General features: G+C 47.6%; 19 protein-coding genes and 2 riboswitches. Of the genes, 13 read left to right on the top strand and 6 right to left on the bottom strand.

Features of this window, described 5'->3' with window-relative positions; all coding sequences use genetic code 11:
* Nucleotides 1-107 precede the first annotated feature (107 nt).
* The 7 genes from V3S16_RS12185 to thiE all read left to right on the top strand — a co-directional run bounded on the left by V3S16_RS12185 (nucleotide 108) and on the right by thiE (nucleotide 6,644).
* Nucleotides 108-1,583, top strand: a complete 1,476-nt coding sequence (locus tag V3S16_RS12185; protein ID WP_413885309.1) for a DEAD/DEAH box helicase — start codon at nucleotides 108-110, stop codon at nucleotides 1,581-1,583.
* A 220-nt stretch (nucleotides 1,584-1,803) separates the two neighbouring features.
* Entirely contained in the window at nucleotides 1,804-2,082 is a 279-nt protein-coding gene (locus tag V3S16_RS12180; protein WP_413885307.1) for a hypothetical protein, read from the top strand.
* Nucleotides 2,083-2,314: 232 nt separating this feature from the next.
* On the top strand, nucleotides 2,315-3,628 hold the full coding sequence (gene fabF, locus V3S16_RS12175; RefSeq protein ID WP_413885305.1) for a beta-ketoacyl-ACP synthase II: 1,314 nt from the start codon (nucleotides 2,315-2,317) through the stop codon (nucleotides 3,626-3,628).
* Between the two features lie 60 nt (nucleotides 3,629-3,688).
* Nucleotides 3,689-3,784, top strand: a riboswitch (TPP riboswitch).
* 75 nt (nucleotides 3,785-3,859) lie between these two features.
* Nucleotides 3,860-4,636: a thiazole synthase gene (locus V3S16_RS12170; RefSeq protein WP_413885303.1), complete on the top strand. Its 777-nt coding sequence runs from the start codon at nucleotides 3,860-3,862 to the stop codon at nucleotides 4,634-4,636.
* Nucleotide 4,637: 1 nt separating this feature from the next.
* Nucleotides 4,638-5,750 carry a 2-iminoacetate synthase ThiH gene (thiH, locus tag V3S16_RS12165; RefSeq protein WP_413885301.1) on the top strand — a complete coding sequence of 371 codons (1,113 nt, stop codon included), beginning with the start codon at nucleotides 4,638-4,640 and terminating at the stop codon, nucleotides 5,748-5,750.
* A 39-nt stretch (nucleotides 5,751-5,789) separates the two neighbouring features.
* Complete coding sequence (thiS, locus tag V3S16_RS12160; RefSeq protein ID WP_413885300.1) at nucleotides 5,790-5,993, top strand: sulfur carrier protein ThiS; 204 nt, start codon at nucleotides 5,790-5,792, stop codon at nucleotides 5,991-5,993.
* The gene (gene thiE, locus V3S16_RS12155) at nucleotides 5,994-6,644 is read left to right on the top strand and encodes a thiamine phosphate synthase (protein ID WP_413885298.1); all 651 of its coding nucleotides are present in this window, start codon (nucleotides 5,994-5,996) and stop codon (nucleotides 6,642-6,644) included.
* 142 nt (nucleotides 6,645-6,786) lie between these two features.
* Here thiE and tsaA read toward each other — a convergent pair whose 3' ends face one another.
* Complete coding sequence (gene tsaA / locus V3S16_RS12150; RefSeq protein ID WP_413885296.1) at nucleotides 6,787-7,284, bottom strand: tRNA (N6-threonylcarbamoyladenosine(37)-N6)-methyltransferase TrmO; 498 nt, start codon at nucleotides 7,282-7,284, stop codon at nucleotides 6,787-6,789.
* Between the two features lie 284 nt (nucleotides 7,285-7,568).
* Here tsaA and V3S16_RS12145 point away from each other — a divergent pair, with 284 nt between their 5' ends.
* From V3S16_RS12145 to V3S16_RS12130, 4 genes are all read left to right on the top strand, one after another.
* Nucleotides 7,569-8,768: a putative sulfate/molybdate transporter gene (locus tag V3S16_RS12145; RefSeq protein ID WP_413885294.1), complete on the top strand. Its 1,200-nt coding sequence runs from the start codon at nucleotides 7,569-7,571 to the stop codon at nucleotides 8,766-8,768.
* A gap of 179 nt (nucleotides 8,769-8,947) precedes the next feature.
* A complete protein-coding gene (lnt, locus tag V3S16_RS12140; RefSeq protein ID WP_413885292.1) occupies nucleotides 8,948-10,555 on the top strand; it encodes an apolipoprotein N-acyltransferase in 1,608 nt (535 codons plus the stop codon).
* Nucleotides 10,556-10,830: 275 nt separating this feature from the next.
* On the top strand, nucleotides 10,831-11,172 hold the full coding sequence (locus V3S16_RS12135) for a YnfA family protein (RefSeq protein ID WP_413885290.1): 342 nt from the start codon (nucleotides 10,831-10,833) through the stop codon (nucleotides 11,170-11,172).
* A 244-nt stretch (nucleotides 11,173-11,416) separates the two neighbouring features.
* Nucleotides 11,417-11,587, top strand: a complete 171-nt coding sequence (locus V3S16_RS12130) for a type II toxin-antitoxin system death-on-curing family toxin (RefSeq protein ID WP_413885311.1) — start codon at nucleotides 11,417-11,419, stop codon at nucleotides 11,585-11,587.
* A 515-nt stretch (nucleotides 11,588-12,102) separates the two neighbouring features.
* Here the strand turns inward: V3S16_RS12130 and V3S16_RS12125 are convergent.
* From V3S16_RS12125 to V3S16_RS12110, 4 genes are all read right to left on the bottom strand, one after another.
* The gene (locus tag V3S16_RS12125; RefSeq protein WP_413885289.1) at nucleotides 12,103-12,378 is read right to left on the bottom strand and encodes a group II intron maturase-specific domain-containing protein; all 276 of its coding nucleotides are present in this window, start codon (nucleotides 12,376-12,378) and stop codon (nucleotides 12,103-12,105) included.
* A gap of 898 nt (nucleotides 12,379-13,276) precedes the next feature.
* Nucleotides 13,277-13,846 (bottom strand): chemotaxis protein CheD, encoded by a 570-nt coding sequence (locus V3S16_RS12120; protein WP_413885287.1) that lies wholly within the window; start codon nucleotides 13,844-13,846, stop codon nucleotides 13,277-13,279.
* Between the two features lie 136 nt (nucleotides 13,847-13,982).
* Nucleotides 13,983-14,072, bottom strand: a riboswitch (cyclic di-GMP riboswitch).
* A gap of 66 nt (nucleotides 14,073-14,138) precedes the next feature.
* Nucleotides 14,139-14,717, bottom strand: a complete 579-nt coding sequence (locus V3S16_RS12115; RefSeq protein WP_413885285.1) for a flavodoxin family protein — start codon at nucleotides 14,715-14,717, stop codon at nucleotides 14,139-14,141.
* A 259-nt stretch (nucleotides 14,718-14,976) separates the two neighbouring features.
* On the bottom strand, nucleotides 14,977-15,624 hold the full coding sequence (locus V3S16_RS12110; protein ID WP_413885283.1) for a lytic transglycosylase domain-containing protein: 648 nt from the start codon (nucleotides 15,622-15,624) through the stop codon (nucleotides 14,977-14,979).
* A 539-nt stretch (nucleotides 15,625-16,163) separates the two neighbouring features.
* On the opposite strand from V3S16_RS12110, the gene V3S16_RS12105 reads away from it, so the two are divergent.
* Complete coding sequence (locus tag V3S16_RS12105; protein ID WP_413885281.1) at nucleotides 16,164-16,304, top strand: hypothetical protein; 141 nt, start codon at nucleotides 16,164-16,166, stop codon at nucleotides 16,302-16,304.
* A 240-nt stretch (nucleotides 16,305-16,544) separates the two neighbouring features.
* Nucleotides 16,545-16,895 (top strand): response regulator, encoded by a 351-nt coding sequence (locus tag V3S16_RS12100; protein WP_413885279.1) that lies wholly within the window; start codon nucleotides 16,545-16,547, stop codon nucleotides 16,893-16,895.
* Between the two features lie 224 nt (nucleotides 16,896-17,119).
* Here the strand turns inward: V3S16_RS12100 and V3S16_RS12095 are convergent, their stop codons facing one another.
* Complete coding sequence (locus V3S16_RS12095) at nucleotides 17,120-19,525, bottom strand: penicillin-binding protein 1A (RefSeq protein ID WP_413885277.1); 2,406 nt, start codon at nucleotides 19,523-19,525, stop codon at nucleotides 17,120-17,122.
* Nucleotides 19,526-19,573 lie beyond the last annotated feature (48 nt).

Here is a 19,573-nt window from a genome sequence, read left to right as displayed (position 1 = left end):
GGAGCTGGGGCATCCTCGACTTTCGCTCAATTGAGGTTACATTGTCAAGCATGATGCCGATATCGTTGCTTGCAAAATAACAGGAAAAGCGTATAATTATAAATATCATGTTAGACGCAACCGAATCACCGGAACCTGCTCGCCGCCGGGATAAGCCTAAATTTCTAACCCGGACTAGGTTCGACGAATTCGACCTTCCTGCCGAGGTTCTGGACGGCCTGAGTGACGCCGGCCATACCTTCTGCACCCCGATTCAGTCTCAAGTTCTTCCCGTCTCTTTGGCCGGCCGTGATGTTGCCGGCCAGGCCCAGACCGGCACAGGTAAGACCGCCGCCTTTCTGGTTACTATTTTTACCAAGCTTTTGGCATTACCCTCAAAAAAATCTAAATTGCCGTCCGCTCTTATTGTCGCCCCCACCCGGGAACTGGCCCTCCAGATATATGAAGAAGCCCAAGATCTCGGCCGCCATACCGGTTTGACTTTTGCACAGGTATTGGGCGGAGTAGACTATCGCAAGCAGGCCGCTATACTTCGCAAAGGTGCCGACATCATTATCTGCACTCCGGGGCGTATAATCGATTATTTAAAGCAGGGCATCTTTAAAACCACAGGCATCAAAGCCGTGGTAGTTGATGAGGCCGACCGCCTTTTGGATCTCGGATTCTCCCAGGATATGCGCTATATCCTGCGCAAGCTTCCCCACTATGAGAAAAGACAATCCATGCTTTTTTCAGCCACCCTCTCCTACCGCGTAATGGAATTGACCTATGAGTACATGAACTTACCGGAGTTTATAGCTATTACGCCGGAGGAGGTGATTGTCGAGGGCATTGAGCAGTCTCTTTTTCACATTGGCAGTGATATGAAACTGCCCCTTCTTTTGGGTCTGCTGAAAAGGGAAGAATGGAGCCGGATTCTCATATTTGTCAACACCAAGGCCGGCGTAACATGGCTGACCCGCAAACTCAGCGGTAACGCATGGCCGGCCGAAGGTATCACCGGCGACTTGCCCCAGCGCAAACGCTTCAGGCTGATGGAATGGTTCAAAACCGGCCGGATTAAGATTCTGGTGGCCACGGATGTGGCTTCGCGAGGCATTCACGTTGAGGATATCAGCCATGTAATCAACTACGACCTTCCGCAGGATTCAGAAAACTATATCCACCGCATCGGCCGCACCGCCAGAGCAGGCAAAACCGGACGAGCGTTGTCACTGGCCTGTGAGAAATATGTTTTTCATCTCGAACCCCTCGAGGCCATGCTCGGTTACAAGATTCCGACAATTTGGCCCGAAGATGATTGGTTTATCAAAGACATATCCACGCGGGTACCTGGCAGGCATAAGGGGAGGGGGAGAAGACCCTCGCGGCGGCACGAACGCAGACGCAAGCAAAGCACAACGACTCCAGAAAAAACCCGGACCGGCTCATACCCGGGCAGTCTTTTCGGTTTTGCCCCGGAATCAAAACCAGCGGCCGCAGAGGGCCCCAAAAAGAAGAAAAAAAGGCGCCGCCGCTCCAAAAATCGCCTTACTCCCGCCAGCCGTGCTCCCGACAAGGCCGAAGGCCAAGCGCTTTCTTAAAAAATGTCTATGGGCGATCAAACTAGAAAGCCAAATCCGGACTGCTCTCCAGCCGACAAATATCCTTTATTTTTAATGCCTTAAAGCCCGATTAAATTCTTTCTGAGAAATCCTGTTAAGTATTTTTCACAAACAGCCGATAATAAATCCATTAACCCAAAAAATGTTTTCTGTGAATTTACCCGTATATTTTATAAACAATAAATAGGGCGGCTATTAAATGTCTAAGTATTATATTGTTGGTGGGCTTTTATGCCTCGGCGGTTTGGTATTAGTTGGCTTTCAGGCTATATCGTCAATGATGACGCCTGGTGATATCGTTTGGAAGAGTTTAAGCCTTGTTGACGTTCTTGATGCAACATATCTTAAATGGATTGACAGTATTTCATGGCATAGCATCCAAAAAAACTTAAAATATATCACAACAATGCCTATGTATATTTTGCTGCTTGGCACGGGCGCCTTCTCCATGATCGTCGGCGGCGTTGTTGACAAATAAAACCGGTGTTTATTGAGCGTCTTGCTCTTGATGGCACTTTGCAACCGGATCGCCTTCTATCCAGATGTTCACCCCCCTCCTCATTGCAGCCTTTGATTGCGATTTTAAACCACTTGACAGTGTAACAGCATGCCTTTAATATAACCGGCGATACACCATATTGCTTCTGCTGGTTATTGTTATGAACTAACCGCCACCCTTTGATCTTTACCCAGCCTAAGGAATTAAAACCATGAGCAAAACACAAACGCTAAGAAGAGTGGTCGTGACCGGTTTAGGATTGGTAACGCCGTTAGGTATAGATGTGCCTTCAACCTGGCAGGCCATGCTCGATTGCCGCTCGGGCATCGACTGGATTGCCGGTTGGGGCGATTTAGAAAAAATTAAAGCTAAGTATAAATTATCAGACGAATTTCCTTTTATCGCCGGGGAAGTTAAAGGCTTTAATATCAAAGATATCATCAAGCAAAGAAAGCCTGCTTTTTCTAGAGAGGATTTAAAACAGACAAAATATATGGATCCTTTTATAGAGTATGCCGATGCAGCGGCTTTAGAGGCGGTGGCTGATTCTGGCGCTCGTTTGGAGAATGGCGACATTGACCCTAATCGTGTCGGCGTTATTATCGGTTCGGGGCAAGGCGGCATTCAAACTTTGGAAAGAGAGCACCTGCGCCTTTTAGAAGGGAAAAAAGTGTCGCCATTTTTAATTCCACGTGAAATTCCGAATTTAGCGGCCGGTAATATCAGCATCTCCTTCAAAGCCAAAGGCATCAACGCCTGTATGTCTACAGCCTGTGCTTCCGGAGCGCACGCACTGGGGGAGGCGTTTCATCGCATTCAAATCGGCAAAGAAGATGCGATTCTCTGCGGGGGAGCGGAAGCTTCGATTACACCCCTTACGGTTGCAGGCTTTCATGCTCTCAAGGCGTTGTCATCTAAATACAAAACTCCGGAATCAGCCTTCCGCCCCTTTGATAAAGATCGCAACGGCTTTGTTATGGCAGAAGGAGCGGGGGTTCTAATCTTAGAAGAGCTGGAACATGCCCTGGCCAGGGGGGCCAAAATTTATGTCGAAATGACTGGCTGCGGTATGACCGGGGATGCCAGTCATATTACCGACCCTGATATTGACGGGGCGATCCGGTGCATGCGAATAGCCCTTAAAGATGCCGGCATCAGGCCGGAAGATGTCGATTTGATCAATCCCCATGCAACCTCCACCCCTAAAGGTGATATTAACGAAGCAAAAGCCCTAAAAGAGGTGTTTGGGGCCGGCAAAGAGAAGCCTTTCATTACCGCAAACAAATCTCAGTTAGGGCACTGCCTGGGGGCGATTGGAGCTATTGAGGCGGCTTTATGCGTATTGTCCATCCGGGATAATATCGTCCCCCCGATTCTGAATCTTGATCGTATTGACGAAGAATGCAAAGGTTTGAATTATGTCAGCGGTCAAGCCCTTAAAGCCCAAATTGATATTGCCCTTTCGAATTCGTTCGGCTTTGGGGGTACAAACGCCACTTTAATCTTCAAAAGATACACTGAGTAAAGACCCAGGCCCCGTATTTGACAATTGAAGATCATGCAATTATAGTTAGCATATTACATTAATAGTCGTTAGGGGTGCTCGTATATCCGGGCTGAGAAAATACCCTTAAGACCTGACGTGGATAATGCCAACGGAGGGAAACGGCTGTAAGCGCGGTACCTTTTCCGCTCTTATCGGTAGCCGTTTCCTTAATCGGAAACGGTTTTTTTATTATTGGAAAGGTAAGTCAAAATGGAAGACTCTCTGATTATCGCCGGTCGCCCTTTTTCTTCGCGGCTGCTGATGGGTACCGGAAAATTCTCTTCTAACAACGTCATGCAAAAGGCCTTAGAGGCCTCGGGTTCTGAAGTTGTCACCGTAGCCTTGAGAAGGGTGGATCTGGAAAATCCCGATGATGACCTGCTTAATGCCATCGACACCAGTCGTTATCTTCTTCTTCCCAACACCTCGGGTGCCAGGGATGCCCAAGAAGCGGTTAGACTGGCCCGCCTGGCACGGGCAGCCGGTTGCGAACCATGGATCAAGCTGGAGGTCACTCCCGACCCTCACTATCTGCTCCCCGATCCCGTCGAAACCCTTAAGGCCGCCGAAATCCTGGTCAAGGACAACTTCGTGGTGCTGCCCTATATCCATGCCGACCCGATCCTGGCCAAACGACTGGAGGATATCGGCACGGCCACGGTTATGCCCCTGGGGTCACCCATCGGCTCAAAACAGGGCATTAACACCAGAGAATCCATCGAAATCATCATCGAAATGGCGAATGTTCCGGTAGTGGTGGATGCCGGCCTGGGAGCACCCTCCCACGCTGCCGAAGCCATGGAGATGGGAGCCGATGCCGTTCTGGTCAATACAGCCATTGCAGTGGCCGCAGACCCGGCATTAATGGCACAGGCCTTCAAAAAAGGGGTGGAAGCCGGTCGAGAAGCCTTTCTGGCTGGAATCAGCTCCCGCCAGAAGGCAGCCTCAGCCTCCAGCCCTTTGACAGGCTTTTTGAGGCAACCGTAATATGAGTTTTTATGAAAAGATAAGCCGCTTGCGTTGGGAAGAGATTGAAAAACAGATCATGAGCCGCACCCCGGCTGACGTGGCCAAGGCGCTTGCAGCTCGATCCCTGGGAATGGATGGATTTATCAGCCTCCTGTCTCCAGCTGCGGAACAGGCCATGGAGGAGATGGCTCAAAGGGCTCACCGGCTCACGCAACAGCGTTTCGGTCGGGTAATCAGTCTGTTTGCCCCGCTCTATCTGTCCAACGAATGTACCAATGCTTGTGTCTACTGCGGATTTAATGTGCAAAATACTGTCGACCGCCTGACAATTGCATTGGAGCAGGCCGAGGCCGAAGCTTCTTTTCTGTATTCTCAGGGGTTTCGTCATATATTGCTGGTGTCCGGAGAGGCGCCGCAGGCCGTCACCATGGAGTATCTGACGAAAATATTGCAAAAATTGCGGCATAGTTTTTCCTCCATATCGATCGAACTCTATCCCATGCCCACCGTCGACTACCAAAATCTCATCACAAACGGGGTGGACGGCCTGGTCGTCTATCAGGAAACTTACAATGAAAAGCGCTATCGTGATGTTCATCCGGCCGGCAACAAGAGCAACTACCGCTGGCGGCTGGAGACACCGGAAAGAGGTGGTGAGGCCGGATTTCGCCGTATCGGGATCGGCGCTCTTCTGGGGCTTGACAACTGGCGCGTAGAAGGATTTTTTCTGGCACTGCATGCCCGCTATCTTTTGCGCAATTTCTGGAAATCACACATCACCATTTCCTTCCCGCGCCTGCGGCCCGCAGCCGGTGAATACGAGCCTCCTTATCCGGTCTCTGACGCCCAGTTTGTCCAGCTTATCACCGCGTTAAGGCTCTTGCTCCCGGACGCGGGCCTGGTTCTATCTACCCGCGAGTCAGCGTATCTCAGGGACAACCTGATCCCTATCGGGATAACTTCCATGAGCGCCGGATCCTGCACCGCACCCGGCGGCTATGCTCATGAAGTTCAGGCCGAAGCCCAGTTTGATATCGCCGACCACCGTTCTCCTAAAGACGTTGCCGCAATAATCAGAGCCAAGGGCTACGAGCCTGTGTGGAAAGACTGGGATGCGGCCTTTCTTCAATAAACTTTGATAAATTCGTAAAAAATGAAACGTGAAATGTAAATGGAAATCACAATCAACGGGGAAAAAAGAGCTGACTTTGCCTCGCCGCTGACGGTAGCCGAACTGCTCGAGCAACTGGGGATCAACCCCAAATCGATTGTTGTGGAGCGCAATCTGGAAATCGTGGCCAAAAACAGAATGAACGAAACAACTGTCCGGGATGGAGATGCCATTGAAATCATACGGCTGGTAGGTGGTGGCTAAATGAAACGGGAAGCAAGAAAAAGCGCGTTCAGGCAAGTCGACCTATACCCTGTTACCTGTGAACGGCTGTCCCGTGGAAGGTCCAATCTGGAGGTCTTAAAAGCGGTAATTCAGGGCGGCGCCAGGATCATTCAGCTGCGGGAAAAAGAATATTCCGGCAAAAAAATATACGACCTGGCCTTGAAGTTCAGGGAAATTACAACCAAGGCGGGAGTTCTGCTAATTATCAACGATCACGTGGATATTGCCATGGCTGTAGAGGCCGACGGTGTTCACCTCGGCCAGGACGACTTTCCTTTAAACGCTGTCAGGAAGATTGCGCCGGAACTGCTCATCGGCGCCTCCACCCACTCCCTTAAGGAGGCGATCCAGGCCCAAAAAGAAGGCGCGGACTACATCAATATCGGTCCCATATTTTCCACCGGCACCAAGGAAGGGATAGAGCGCTTTTTGGGCCCGGAGGCTATCGCCGCCATCAGTCCTGAAATCGATGTGCCTTTTACAGTAATGGGCGGCATCTCCGAGTCCAACATCGACCAGGTGCTTGCCAAGGGCGCACGCCGCGTGGCTATGGTCACGGCCATCACCCAGGCCCCCGACATTACCGCCAAAACAAGGTCCCTAAAGGAAAAAATTCAAAGCTATCTTTGATGAATCCATAGTATCCATCAAAAAGGCAAGGCCCTGTAAAAGGCCTTGCCTTTTATGTTCGGTTGAGCCTGAACCCATCTATTCGAGTACGGTGTCGCCCGAACGCTTTGTAAATATATTATCGGCATATTTAAATATTGCTTTACACCTTTTTATTCGAATTAAATCTGTTATCTGATTTGGCCTGCTTTACCCGTTCATCAACCTCGGCCAGCCAACCGGTTTTAACTTCGGTCTGGGCATCGAATTCCGGTACATACGGCTTTATGTCCAGCAGTGGCGTCCCGTCGACAATATCGACGTTCTCGATTTCAAGGATATCCCCCTCGACCGCATTAAGCTTAACTATCGACAAACCGATGGAATTGGGTCGCCGGGGCGCCCTGGTGGCAAAAACGCCGCGTGGCTGATCGTCTAGAAAAGGGGTCGCCATTAGATCGTATTCTTTTGACAGATGAAAATGATAAATCAAAACAAGATGAGAAAAGCCTTCCAAATCCTTTAGTCCGCCTATATAGTCCTTTTTGATTTTGATGGTGCCTCGCACACCCTTGGCCCCTGATGGCTGAATCGGCATTCCTGCTTGCTTTTTAAAAGGAGTGCGTATACTTCCGATAGGTCTGTATGTAATGTGATTCATTTTTTTGACTTTCCGTTTTGTTTTTTTGTGCTTTTTTACGAAAGTATTTTGTATTTAGTTTTTGGTTTTTTAGCAAGCTGTTCTATAAGTATATATTTGAAACAAAACACTAAATACTAAGCTCTTGATGAATTCGACTTTTTGCGCATTCAACTATAGATGGCTAAGTAAAAAGGTTCATATACCCCCGCCAAACCTCGTCGGGATAAAAAGGCGTAATAGATGGGACTTTTTACGACGCCATCAACGCTGCATATCACAAAAACTTTGTGTAGAGAAGTCTTATGAGCCCCCGTTATCGCTTTAATCGCCTGGAAATTGCCGGCTCCCTTGGAGATATAGGAACCCTGCTGCCCATGGCCATTGCAATGATCCTGGTCAATGGCTTAAGTCCCACGGGCATGTTCTTTTCCATTGGTATATTTTTTATTATTTCAGGTCTTTATTACGGTATTACGGTTCCGGTTCAGCCCATGAAGGTCATCGCTGCCTATGCCATTGCAACGGCCATGACGGCGTCCCAGATTCTGGCTTCGGCAGCGCTGATGGGCGTTTTTCTTTTGATCATCGGCGGAACCAACGCAATTACGCCCATCGGCAAGTATACGCCCAAAGCTGTGGTCAGGGGCGTACAACTTTCCACCGGCACCCTCCTGATGGCCCAGGGGATTAAATTCATGTTAGGCACTTCCAAATTCCAACTGATACGGCAGGCGGCTGAACCCTATCTGACCCTGCAGTATCTGGGACCGTTGCCGACCAGTGTCCTCGTCGGCGTTGTCGGCGGCGCTTTAACACTTTTGCTGCTTGAAAACAAACGGTTTCCGGCCGGACTGGTGATCGTTTTGGGTGGCATGTTGCTGGGGCTGATTCTGGGCACCCACCAAGGATTCGACAAGCTCAAACCGGGCCTTTATTTTCCGGACATACTGCCGTTCGGGTTTCCCGCTCAAGCCGACTTTACCTTCGCGCTGTTTGCTTTAGCGCTTCCTCAACTGCCCATGACGATAGGCAATGCCGTTATTGCCAACGCCGACCTGTCCCAAGAGTATTTTGGTGATGATTCCAAAAAAGTTACCTATAGGGCCCTGACTATCAGCATGGCTCTGGCCAATTTTATGAGCTTCCTGGTAGGCGGCATGCCCCTTTGTCATGGTGCCGGCGGATTGGCCGCTCACTATCGCTTTGGAGCCCGGACCGCAGGTTCCAATCTGGTCATTGGAAGTTTTTTTCTGCTGATGGCGCTTTTTTTAGGCATGCATGCACTTGCGATAGTATATCTGGTGCCCATGGGTGTGTTGGGTGTGTTGCTGGTATTTGCCGGCAGCCAGTTGGCCCTGACCGTTATCGATATGCAAGAGCGCAAAGATCTTTTTGTCGTCCTGCTGATGCTGGGCATAACCCTGGCCTCCAATCTTGCGGTCGGATTCATGGTGGGGTTCGCTGTTGCCTACGCGTTAAAGTCAGACAAGCTTCATGTATAAACCCAATTGAGTCCGACTCAATTGGGTGGTTGCGGGTTACGCGTTGCATGTTGCGCGTTATATACGATAAACAATTCATTTTTAACAAGCCTACAATTTTATATGACCTGTACAAACGTCTTCCGTTTTGGTACTACTATCTTGAATTTCTCAGCTCGCCTTCAGCGGGATTCATTTGCATGAAACTTAACAAAACATTGATCACCGAAAAAATCACCAGACAGAAACTCTTTTTCGCTGCATTGAGCGGTTTCCTGCTGACGCTCTCCTTCCCCAAGGCGGAGCTGTTCTGGCTGGCCTGGTTCGCCCTTGTTCCTATGCTGGCTGCTTTAAGAAACCTTTCACCTAAAAACGGATTTGTTCTGGGCTTCGGCGCGGGCCTGGCACATTATCTTACCCTAATTTACTGGCTGGTGCCTACCATGCAAACATATGGACATCTTCCCTTGTACTTAAGCCTGCCCGTTCTTTTCCTGCTGTCCGCCTACCTTGCGCTGTACATGGCTGCTTTTTGCTTTATTATAAACCGGCTGTTCACAACGCCCCTCACTTTTTTTGCTTTGGCGCCGTGTGTCTGGGTTGCTTTGGAATATGTGCGTACATTTCTTTTCACAGGATTCCCCTGGGAGCTGCTTGGGTACTCTCAATTTAAAGTGCTGCCGATAATACAGATAGCCGATATGGTTGGAGTTTATGGTGTGTCTTTTTGTATTGTATTGGGGAATGCAGCACTTTTTATGCTATTTTTAGCTTTAACGAAACAAGGCTGGCAGGCAAAGATGGTTACCAGGCGCCTGGCCACAGGATCGTTATTTGCTTTCGTCACAATCTTCGGCCTGGTTTGGTTGTATGGAACATGGCGCATACAAGCTGTCGACGCCGTGTCATCCAATGCCCCTGTGGCCAGGATTGCAATTATCCAGGGAAATATAGACCAGGCTATCAAGTGGGACCCGGCTTTTCAGCAAGTTTCGACCCTGAAATATATTAACCTGTCCATGCAATCGAAAGCAGACCGGCCGGATCTTGTTGTGTGGCCTGAAACCGCCGCACCTTTTTATTTTTTACAAAATACCAAGCTTTCGCAATTGGTTATAAAAGGGGTTCAAGATACCGGGGCAGACTTGCTGTTCGGCAGCCCTTCATTTCGTCCCGGGAAAAACAGTGTCGAGTATTATAATAGCGCTTACCTGATCGGGCCCGGGCCAAAGGTATACGGGCGTTATGACAAAGCTCATCTGGTTCCATTTGGAGAATACGTTCCCCTGCATAAATGGCTGCCGTTTATAAATAAAATGGTTGAAGGGGTGGGAGATTTTCGCCCGGGCAAACAAGGCCAAACAATTGGGTGGAAAGATTACAACATAGGGATACAGATCTGTTATGAAATAATTTTTCCCAAGCTTTCCAGATTGATGGCCCAAAACAATGCGGCCCTGCTGGTAAATATCACCAATGACGCCTGGTATGGCAGATCGAGCGCTCCTTATCAGCATTTTTCCATGGCAATATTTCGGGCAGTGGAAAACCGGCGCGCCCTAATCAGAGCGGCCAATACCGGCATCAGCGGTTTTATAGATCCTGCCGGCAGGATCGTCGCCTCCACCCGGCTGTTTGAGGATGCCTTTATAACCCGCCCGATGCCCTTGCTGCACATATCAACCTGGTATTCCCGCTTCGGAGATCTGTTTGCCATGATCTGCCTGGCAGCAACGCTGGCAGCAGCAATATATTCCATTATTCGCCATCGCAACGCTTCCCGGCAAAACAAAGAGATTAACCAATAAGCCCTAAGTCCCATACGGAAAAAGAAAATTTGGCCCGCAAAGGCGCAAAGGCCCAAAGATGGTTTTGTAATAAAAACTTAGCGTCTTTGCGTGAAACAAACCTTCAACGAGGAACTATAAAATGAAGGTCATCTCCAAAAGAGTTGGAGTGATCCAGAAATTAATGTTCGACTTTTGCTGGATAACATTACAAATTGGATATTATCCAGAAACAAGGTAAATGTAATATCAAAGAAAAAACCCTTTAATCACTTTTTAGGTCAAAATAATAAGACATGATGGAAACAATAGGAATAATTAAATCGATCGGCTACTTTCTTTTAGCCGGTCTTTTTGAAATAGGTGGTGGCTATCTTGTTTGGTTGTGGCTGAGAGAAGGCAAACCTATCAGCTATGCATTTGTGGGCTCAATCATCTTGGTTCTTTATGGAATAATCCCTACTTTCCAGCCCACTCATTTTGGTCGCGTTTATGCAGCGTATGGCGGTGTTTTTATCGTTTTAGCAATTCTATGGGGTTGGAAAATAGATGGAATTATCCCAGATAGATTCGACATTATCGGTGGTGGAGTAGCCCTGATAGGCGTTGGCATCATAATGTATTGGCCAAGAAGCTAACTTGTACTGCAAACATAGAAAAAATATTGCAACCCATGACCTAACAAATCATTTAAGAGGGATTTTGGTTGCGCTGCGCTTCACCAAAACCCCTTAATACAAGTGAGTGAATGGGGTCAAACCTTGATCATTGATTATTGTGCATTATGTTAATTTATTGCAAATAGTTATATTGATTAGACCAATGATTTGTTGATGATATTAATCACGAATCAAGGTTTGACCCCAGGCCCTCTTAACCGCCCTGGCAATAGCCGTCAACCAACCTCGTCAAACATTTGATCAAAAAGACCTTTACCCTGATATAGTTACGAAAGCTGCTGCTCTATGTTTTTCTTTGGTTATGAATCACCCCTCTGTCGATGGGAACAAAAGAGTTGGGCATGCTGCTATGGAAACGTTTCTTGTCTTTTGAATGGGTATGAAATAATCTCCAGCGTAGATGAACAAGAGCGTGTCATGCTCGAGCTTGCCTCAGGAAAGATGTCACGTATAAACTTTTCAGAATGGATAAATAATCACATATGTCACACAACCAACGGATGAACCAGACGGGATTAACTTGCGGATTTTTTCGTGAAAGGTCGTGCAAGCTTGATAGTTGAGGTGATTACCCTCACCGAGATGCTATAGCAACAGCAAATAAATGGTGCAAATAAATGGTGTCGAGTCTTGAATAGTGAATAAGATGCCACTATTCAGTAGAGTAGAACCTCGGTGCAGTGGCTATGGGCGTCGGTGGCAGTTCCACCGGTTTCCCGGTAGGCTTCAGTCCGACTACCATACCTTCCTTCCCTTAGTCCCCTCGTCGAACCGGACGTCGGGTTTTCCCCGGTACGACTCTCCGACGACCTTGCCTCTCCGAGCCGTAAGCTCTCCGAGCCGGAGGCCATGAGTTTATCAGTAACCGTTGTCGTTGAATTACAATGATTAACCGAACTGGTATAATCCCAGCCGAACGACTAAATTGTCGTGGACTCTCCAGGTGCCCCTCGATTGATCACTGTACTTCCGCTTCAGGAATATTCGTAGCCGTTCACAGACAAACGCATTAAGCTTGCGAAGCCGCTTGAGCACTGCTCTGGTCGCCTTGTGATAATTGTTCCGACCCTTTATTGCCGGTGTCAGTTCCTTTATCAACTCTTCCAGCGATAGACTATAACGCCGCCCTACCACTTCGCGTACTCGCTGCTTGATGCGTCCCATCGAACGCTTTGAAGGCCATATTGCGCAGAACTGCTTTTGGCCTTTACGCGCTTCCAGGCCTCCAATACAACATCTTCACGATAGATCTTATCGTAAAAAGCCCCGAATCTCCTATCCAGCGACTGCTTCGCTGCATGGGACAGTTTAGACTGCAAGTCAGAAACTTTATTCCGCTACGTTAATAGCTCCTTGAGCACGCATGCTTTCTTGCTGTTACCAGAGAGAAATGCAACTGGTGTATAAACCGAAGATGATTCGGGACAGTTCGAGTTCTTTACCCGGTTGTCGCACCGTTCCCCAACGACTGCCGCTTGGGTTTTGTTAAAGCGGGGGCCCCGTAAACCCGCACATTATCCTCACCATCAAATCTATCCCCTGTTCCGCATTTCAACTCACTGCCTAAACACGGTCGAAGTATGGCCCCACGCTCAAGGCAGGTTATGTTGTTCTGCCCGTCATCACTTCCAGGCCACTCCGACACCCCGGGTCCCTACCAGGTGCTTATGCCCTTTGCTTCCCTGATAGCTCCGGCCTTCTCCCTGATTAGAGAGGATCGGCGCGTATCCCTGCTTTGCAGGGTTTATCCCTCAATCGGACTCTCTCCGAGCCGTAGGCCCAGCTATAGCCGCCCGATCAAATCTTACGAGGCTGCACCATTCGCTTAACGCTACGGCCTGCGGCTTTGGCCAGCACCCCTGACTGGATAAAACCCGCATATTCTGCGAGCCGTCTCGGTACCGTGTCGGGGCAAGTTCAGCCCGTGTGTTACCACACGAACCCGCCCTCTGCCTACATATCCATAAGGGTAACTGATATAATAATCTCCTTTCAGGTTAATAGCTAACGGTCTCGCGACCTCGTACCTATTCAAGATTTGTCACCGTTACCATTCAGCTAACTATGACTTTGCAAAATAGTCTTTGGGGAACCTGTTAGTCTGCTTCAGGAAAATCTCCTCTATCGTTTTAAAGGCTTTCTCGTATTGTATTTGAAGTCTTTTGCTATCTTTCGTGTCACTTAATTTGCGACAATCGACTTGATTTTTAGCTGTGTTAAATAAAATTTTCATCCCCTTGGTACCACCTGTTTTTCGGCGAATAATACGTATCTTGTGTTTTGCCAGCACCTGTTCGGCAATTTTTATATTTCGCTCCCCAATATCTCTTATGCAATTACGCAGGCTAAACATATTGCCACCGCCAAAAATCTGGGCAGAATAATGAGAAGCATCCGGGTCAATGCTCATCAAAGACCGAATGATCATTTCACATGAACTCTCTCCATATTTGCCGGGATTGTTTTGCATTGCTTTTCTGACAGCTGATGGCATTAAAAAATGATTCATGGCCGCATGGCCGTTGCACTTATTGTACAGGCATATTGATACACATGACCCCAGCAGCGTTCCTACCAGCATAGGTTTTTTTGTTATATAATATTCACTAATTTGAAGGAATTTTTTGTCCATTTTTTTACTAAAAACCGGGCCTTTCCCAGCATTAAGGTCAAAGAGGATGGCCGAGTTTTTTTCTTGGAATCGTATACACTGCTCAATCTGAATAAAAAACCCGCTTCCGAGTAGAAACGGGTTTCTATTTCTTTAGCTTAGCAACCCCGTTATCTTATCCGCTTAAAACGGACTTAGATCGGAAGCTTTGCGTCCCAACCTTTCGGAAGGTTTGCCCTTCAGCAAAATGTAAAACAAGAAAATTCGTGCTAACTAATATATCGGCAGTTTTAAAGAAATCCTTGAGTTTTATTTATTTTCCGTGAATTTTCTTTAAGATCCAAGCCATGTTTTCACCAAGGCTTTTCATGGTATTAAGGCCTTCGTCGTCTTTTTCCACCTCGCCCTTGTCCAGGCCAAAACCCATGTTCCAATAAATGGAACCGGGGACAATCATCTGCCCAATGAAAAAGAAATGGTTTATGGAATTGAATACATGGAGGGCCCCTGCACGGCGAGCGGCAACAACGGCAGCGCCGACTTTGCGGCTAAACATCCTGTCGTTGGCGATGCTTGTCATGCCGGCCCTATCAATTAAGGCCTTAAGCTCTGTAGAGACGTTCGCGAAATATGTGGGAGAACCAAGAATAATACCATCGGCCTCGATCATTTTTTCAATGCAAGCATTTAATATGTCGTTGTTCACTGAACATCGCTGATCTTTATTTTCCCAGCACTTCATGCAAGCTAGACATCCTCGTATTTTTTCGCCGGCAAATTGTACCAGCTCTGTTGCTATCCCTTCTTTCTCAAGCTCGCCTAAAACTATGTTGATAAGAATGGCTGTGTTGCCGTTTTTCCGGGCACTTCCGTTAAAGGCTACGACTTTCATGGGATTGGTCCTCCTTGATAAGGTTGATAGAATGTTTCATTTTTTGACCAGGTTCATCTGCTGTTGACATTACTATAGAAGAATCATACCAAACAGACAAGCTCAAACAGCAAGAAAAGTTTGTATGCATGGAATCACCGGGACGACTCTGGGTGCTTTCGTGTTGAGCTTTAAGGGGGTTGCGGGGACTGCCGGTAGAGATTTTGATGTGATGATTCCAAATCAGAGACAAAAGCAGGTCGCGCCTTAAACATCAGCATTAAACTCTGTCAGGTGCTTCAGCCATATGATCTTTGTAGATTTGATAATATAAGAACACTTTTTTAATATAGCGTTTGGTAGCCTTAAAAGGCGGAACTCCCCGATAAAGCCTGACCTTTCGGCTGCCGGCATTGTAAGCTGCCAGCGCCAGCTTAATGTCTCCGTCAAACCGATTCACAAGCTGTTTAAAATATCTGACGCCACCGTCAAGATTTTGCTCCGGGTTGAAACTATCTTTTACGCCGAGGGCGGCAGCAGTGGCGGGCATCAACTGCATAAGGCCCCGGGCGCCTCTTTTGGAAACCGCTCTGGGATTATATTCGGACTCCGCCATCACAATAGCATTCACAAGGGCGGGGTCCATCTGATAGCGATTGGCCGTTTGCAGTATAATCGGATGTAATAAATGTTCCCCTTTCTTGCCGAAAACAGACCTGGGCCTGTATTCCGGCTGGGTTTTAGCAAGATTTTTTGCTGCAGATGGGGGGGTGTTGATCTTAATTGTCACCTTTTTTGTCTCTGCCGTGGAAATATTAGCATATTTCGCGTTGAGGGCCAGGATTGACACACAAACACTCAAGACAAAAACAAATAGCCAACGTACCGATTTCTGTAAAAACAGGCTTGCGGGTAATTCTGCGTCCATATTATACCTTTTTTGGTGAAATCCTTATTTTGCTACATCCTAACCGAACGAGCACCGCCCCGCCCCGTAGCAGGATCTTCGAGAAGCGGAACAGCTGCAACTTGATGATCTCGTAAAAAGTCACGAATTAAACTATAGATGGCTAAAATAGCTAGTTTCCCACAAAAATCAAGCATGATTTTAGGCGGTATATAATGGGTATAAGCCTTGCCATTCTAAGGTTCAATGTTCAAAGGTTCAGAGGTTCAGAGGTTGATCCTCTCGTTTAATTATCCCTATGGAATCAATGCTATAGAAAAAAAGCGCGAAGCGATTAACCCGACTCGGCTGAGCTCGTCGCAGGCTGAACGCTGAACGCTGAACCTCCTAACCCAGACCGACCGGATGTCCAATTTTTATGAAATCCCGCAGTATATAACAGTCTCCGGTCATTTTTATCTGGTGAATGACGAGGTCTGTACATAACACTTATAGCATTTAAATTCCAATCTGTTGGGTGAGTTTACATGCAAAAAATGTGTTTTTGCTGAAGAACTTTTTTGAAAAATAAAGAAAATAAGCGCTTTAAGGAGGTTTTGCGAGAAATCATTTTTTGTTCAAAACTGGCCGTTCCGCTAAAACCGTTTGATATGCTTGGCAAAAAATTACGCTTTAAAAACATCGTGGTTTTAGTTGGTTAGCAACCGTTGCCAAAAAATAGTCTGCTAAATCAAACACATACAAACTGTTGATAACACGCCGAGAACTCCTGGCTAAACCGGTTTCATTAGGCTTGACGCCGCCGCGTCAAGCTCATACAGATATACCACTTTGTTGTACTCTCTTGCAAAACTTGTTGAGACTTGCGATATAATGAGTTTTTAAGCATATCTCACCGTGATTTTAATGTGCGTCATATTTTAATTATAATCCGTTAAGACATGCACCAAATATTAGTAATTGATGACGAAAAAGCGATTCTGGACGTGGTTCAAATGGCATTGACCAGAGCCGGCTTTGAGGTTGAAACTGCCGCAGACGGGCTCAAAGGCATCCAAAAGTTTGACGAAGGCCGCTTTGATGTGGTTATTACTGATATGCTAATGCCGGGTGTCAATGGCCCTAGCGTTGTTCAACACATCCGCAATTCCAAAAGATCGTCTACCCCCATCATTGGTTTTTCCGGAACACCCTGGTTCCTTAACTCTAGCGACTTTGATGTTGTTTTCACAAAACCTTTCCCGCTCAAAGACCTGGTGGATGCTGCCCAGAATCTTTCCGCAAAAACTTAAACGCCAATATCCATTAATAATCTTCTCCTTTTTCGAGACTTTTGAAAAAAGAGCGGCACCCTTTATGATTATCATGCTGGCCGCCCTGCTTGTTATTACCTATATTACGACGATATCGCTCTGGTTTCCCAAATTTCTTTACGGTTCCCTTTTCTAAAATTCAAAAAGCCGGAGGAATTGCTCCCCCCGGCTTCATTCCCAATCTCTCAGACGGGACGGCTTGATCACATATCTGATTTAAAAAACTGTTCCGGCTCAGTAACCGTACCCGGCTTCCTGGTATATTCGGTGGGAACAGAGCCCTCCTTAAAGCCTTCGAAAATCGTTTTTTCAGATTCAGGTATGGGCAAAAGACCAGTTGCCGCATCAATTTTAGAAAAGACAATCCCTTCCGGCACCTGAAACGCCCTGACAGGTTTATCTTGCAGGATATTTTTCATGAAGCCCAGCCATATGGGGCTTGCGGCTCTGGCGCCCGTTTCGTGCTTGCCCAGCGGGCCTTCTTCGTCAAATCCGACCCACGTGCCGGTCACATAACGGGGTGTAAAACCGAGGAACCAGGCGTCAAACAGGTTGTTAGTGGTACCGGTTTTGCCGGCCACCGGCCGACCCAGCGCCCTCACCCTGCGACCGGTTCCCTGTTTGACCACACTCTCAAGCAGGCTGGTCATGATATAAGCCGTATTTTTCTCCATGACTTTTTCTCTGACAGGGGGCGCTTCCTCAATTACATTCCCGTCCCGATCAACGATTTTTGTAATAAAAACCGGCTCCACACGATAGCCGGAATTGGCAAAAACCGAATAAGCGGTGACCAGTTCAAGCAATGATACGCCGGATGATCCCAGAGCGATAGAAAGATTTCTGCTCAACCTTGAGGTGATACCAAGCTTGCGGGCGTAATCTATGGCATAATCAATGCCAATATCTCTTAAGATCTTTATGGTTACCACGTTGCGTGACTTGGCAAGCGCATTGCGCAAAAGGGTGGGGCCGAAAAATTTTTCTTTGTAGTTCTTGGGTTTCCACGTAAAATCACGTTCCGTATCCTGAAATACAATCGGAGAATCGATAATCATGGTGGCAGGTGTATATCCCTTGTCAATTGCCGCTGCATATATCACCGGTTTAAAGGCGGAGCCCGGCTGCCGCCGCGACTGGATCGCCCGGTTAAACTGACTTTCTTTGAAGTCCCGGCCGCCCACCATTACCTTAACCAGGCCGCTTTCGGTTTCCAGGCACAGCAAAGCGGCCTGCACTTTGGGCTTCTGCTCCAAGGCCAGGCTCCACAGGTCCGTATCTTCAATCTTTCCCTTTATTTTTGCGAATATGACATCCCCAACGCGTAACACTTCCCCAGGGCGATTAACCCTGTCTTCATAAAATGCAATCTCCGGGTCCGGTTTACGTGCCCAGCGCATATCCTTGATATCGATCGTTCCCAAGGCATTCCCCATGCGTACTGTTACCGTTTTGTCGTTGTCATTAACCCCTATTACCACCCCCTTGACGACCTGTCCTTCCTCCAAAGGTTTTTCATCATGCTCATCCTGAAATTCTTTGGAGAACGCCTCGATATCTTCGGGCGCAAGATGGTTTAACGGGCCCCTGTATCCCTGCCGTTTATCCAGAGCTTTTAATCCTTTTGTGATTTCCCGCCGAGCCGCCTTTTGCATCTCAATGTTCACGGCCGCATAAACCTGAAGCCCTTCCTTGTAAAGGATGTCGGCGCCATATTTTTTCTCAAGATAGCGCCTGATATGTTCGGTATAGACCGGAACCTCTTCAATATACCAGTTGCGCCTGGGCTTGATGTCGAGCACCTGGTTAATAGCTTCCGTGGCTTGAATGTTGGTTATATAACCTTCGGCAACCATCCGATTTAAAGTGTAAATCTGGCGTTGCTTGGCTCTTTCCGGGTGCCTGAAAGGGGAATACCTGCTGGGAGCCTGGGGCAGTCCCGCTAAAACTGCGCATTCTGCCAGGTTCAATTCCTGGACGGATTTGCCGAAATAGTTTTCAGATGCCGCCTCAACACCATAAGCTCCATGCCCCAGATAAATTTGATTCAAATATAAAAAAAGAATTTCATCTTTGCTAAACGATTTGTCAATGCGGTAGGCCAGTATGGCCTCTTTGAGTTTGCGGGTGTAGCTTTTTTCAGGTGACAACAAAAAAGACTTCGTTACTTGCTGGGTAATCGTGCTGCCGCCTTGGACAATTGTTCCCGCCTCGATGTTTTTAAAAAACGCCCTGATAATGCTAAAAACATCTATGCCCTTGTGGGTATAAAACCTTGAATCTTCAGCTGCCACGAACGCCTCTTTCAGCATTGTGGGCATTTTTGACAGCGGAACCACTATGCGGCGCTCTTTATAAAATTCCGCGATTTTGCGGTTATCGTCTGAATACACGGTTGTAATAACCGGGGGACGATAATCCTTAAGGGTGGTAATTTTGGGCAGGTTTTCGCTAAGGTAGAAATAGGTCCCGGCCCCGGCAAGCAAGGCGCAAATCACCAGCAGGACAAACGACCAGCAAGCCCACCGCACAATTTTCGCTAAAAAGCCCCCCTTTCGCTTTCTGGCGCGCTTTTTTAATATCTGCGCAGTACTTTTGCGTTTAGGCATAAACCAAAACCCGATCTGGCGTTATCTGTTAATTGTTATTGGTTTGCG

This window comes from Candidatus Desulfatibia sp., assembly GCF_036446775.1.
GTDB lineage: Bacteria > Desulfobacterota > Desulfobacteria > Desulfobacterales > UBA11574 > Desulfatibia_A.
This window is presented reverse-complemented; position numbering and strand designations above follow the sequence as displayed.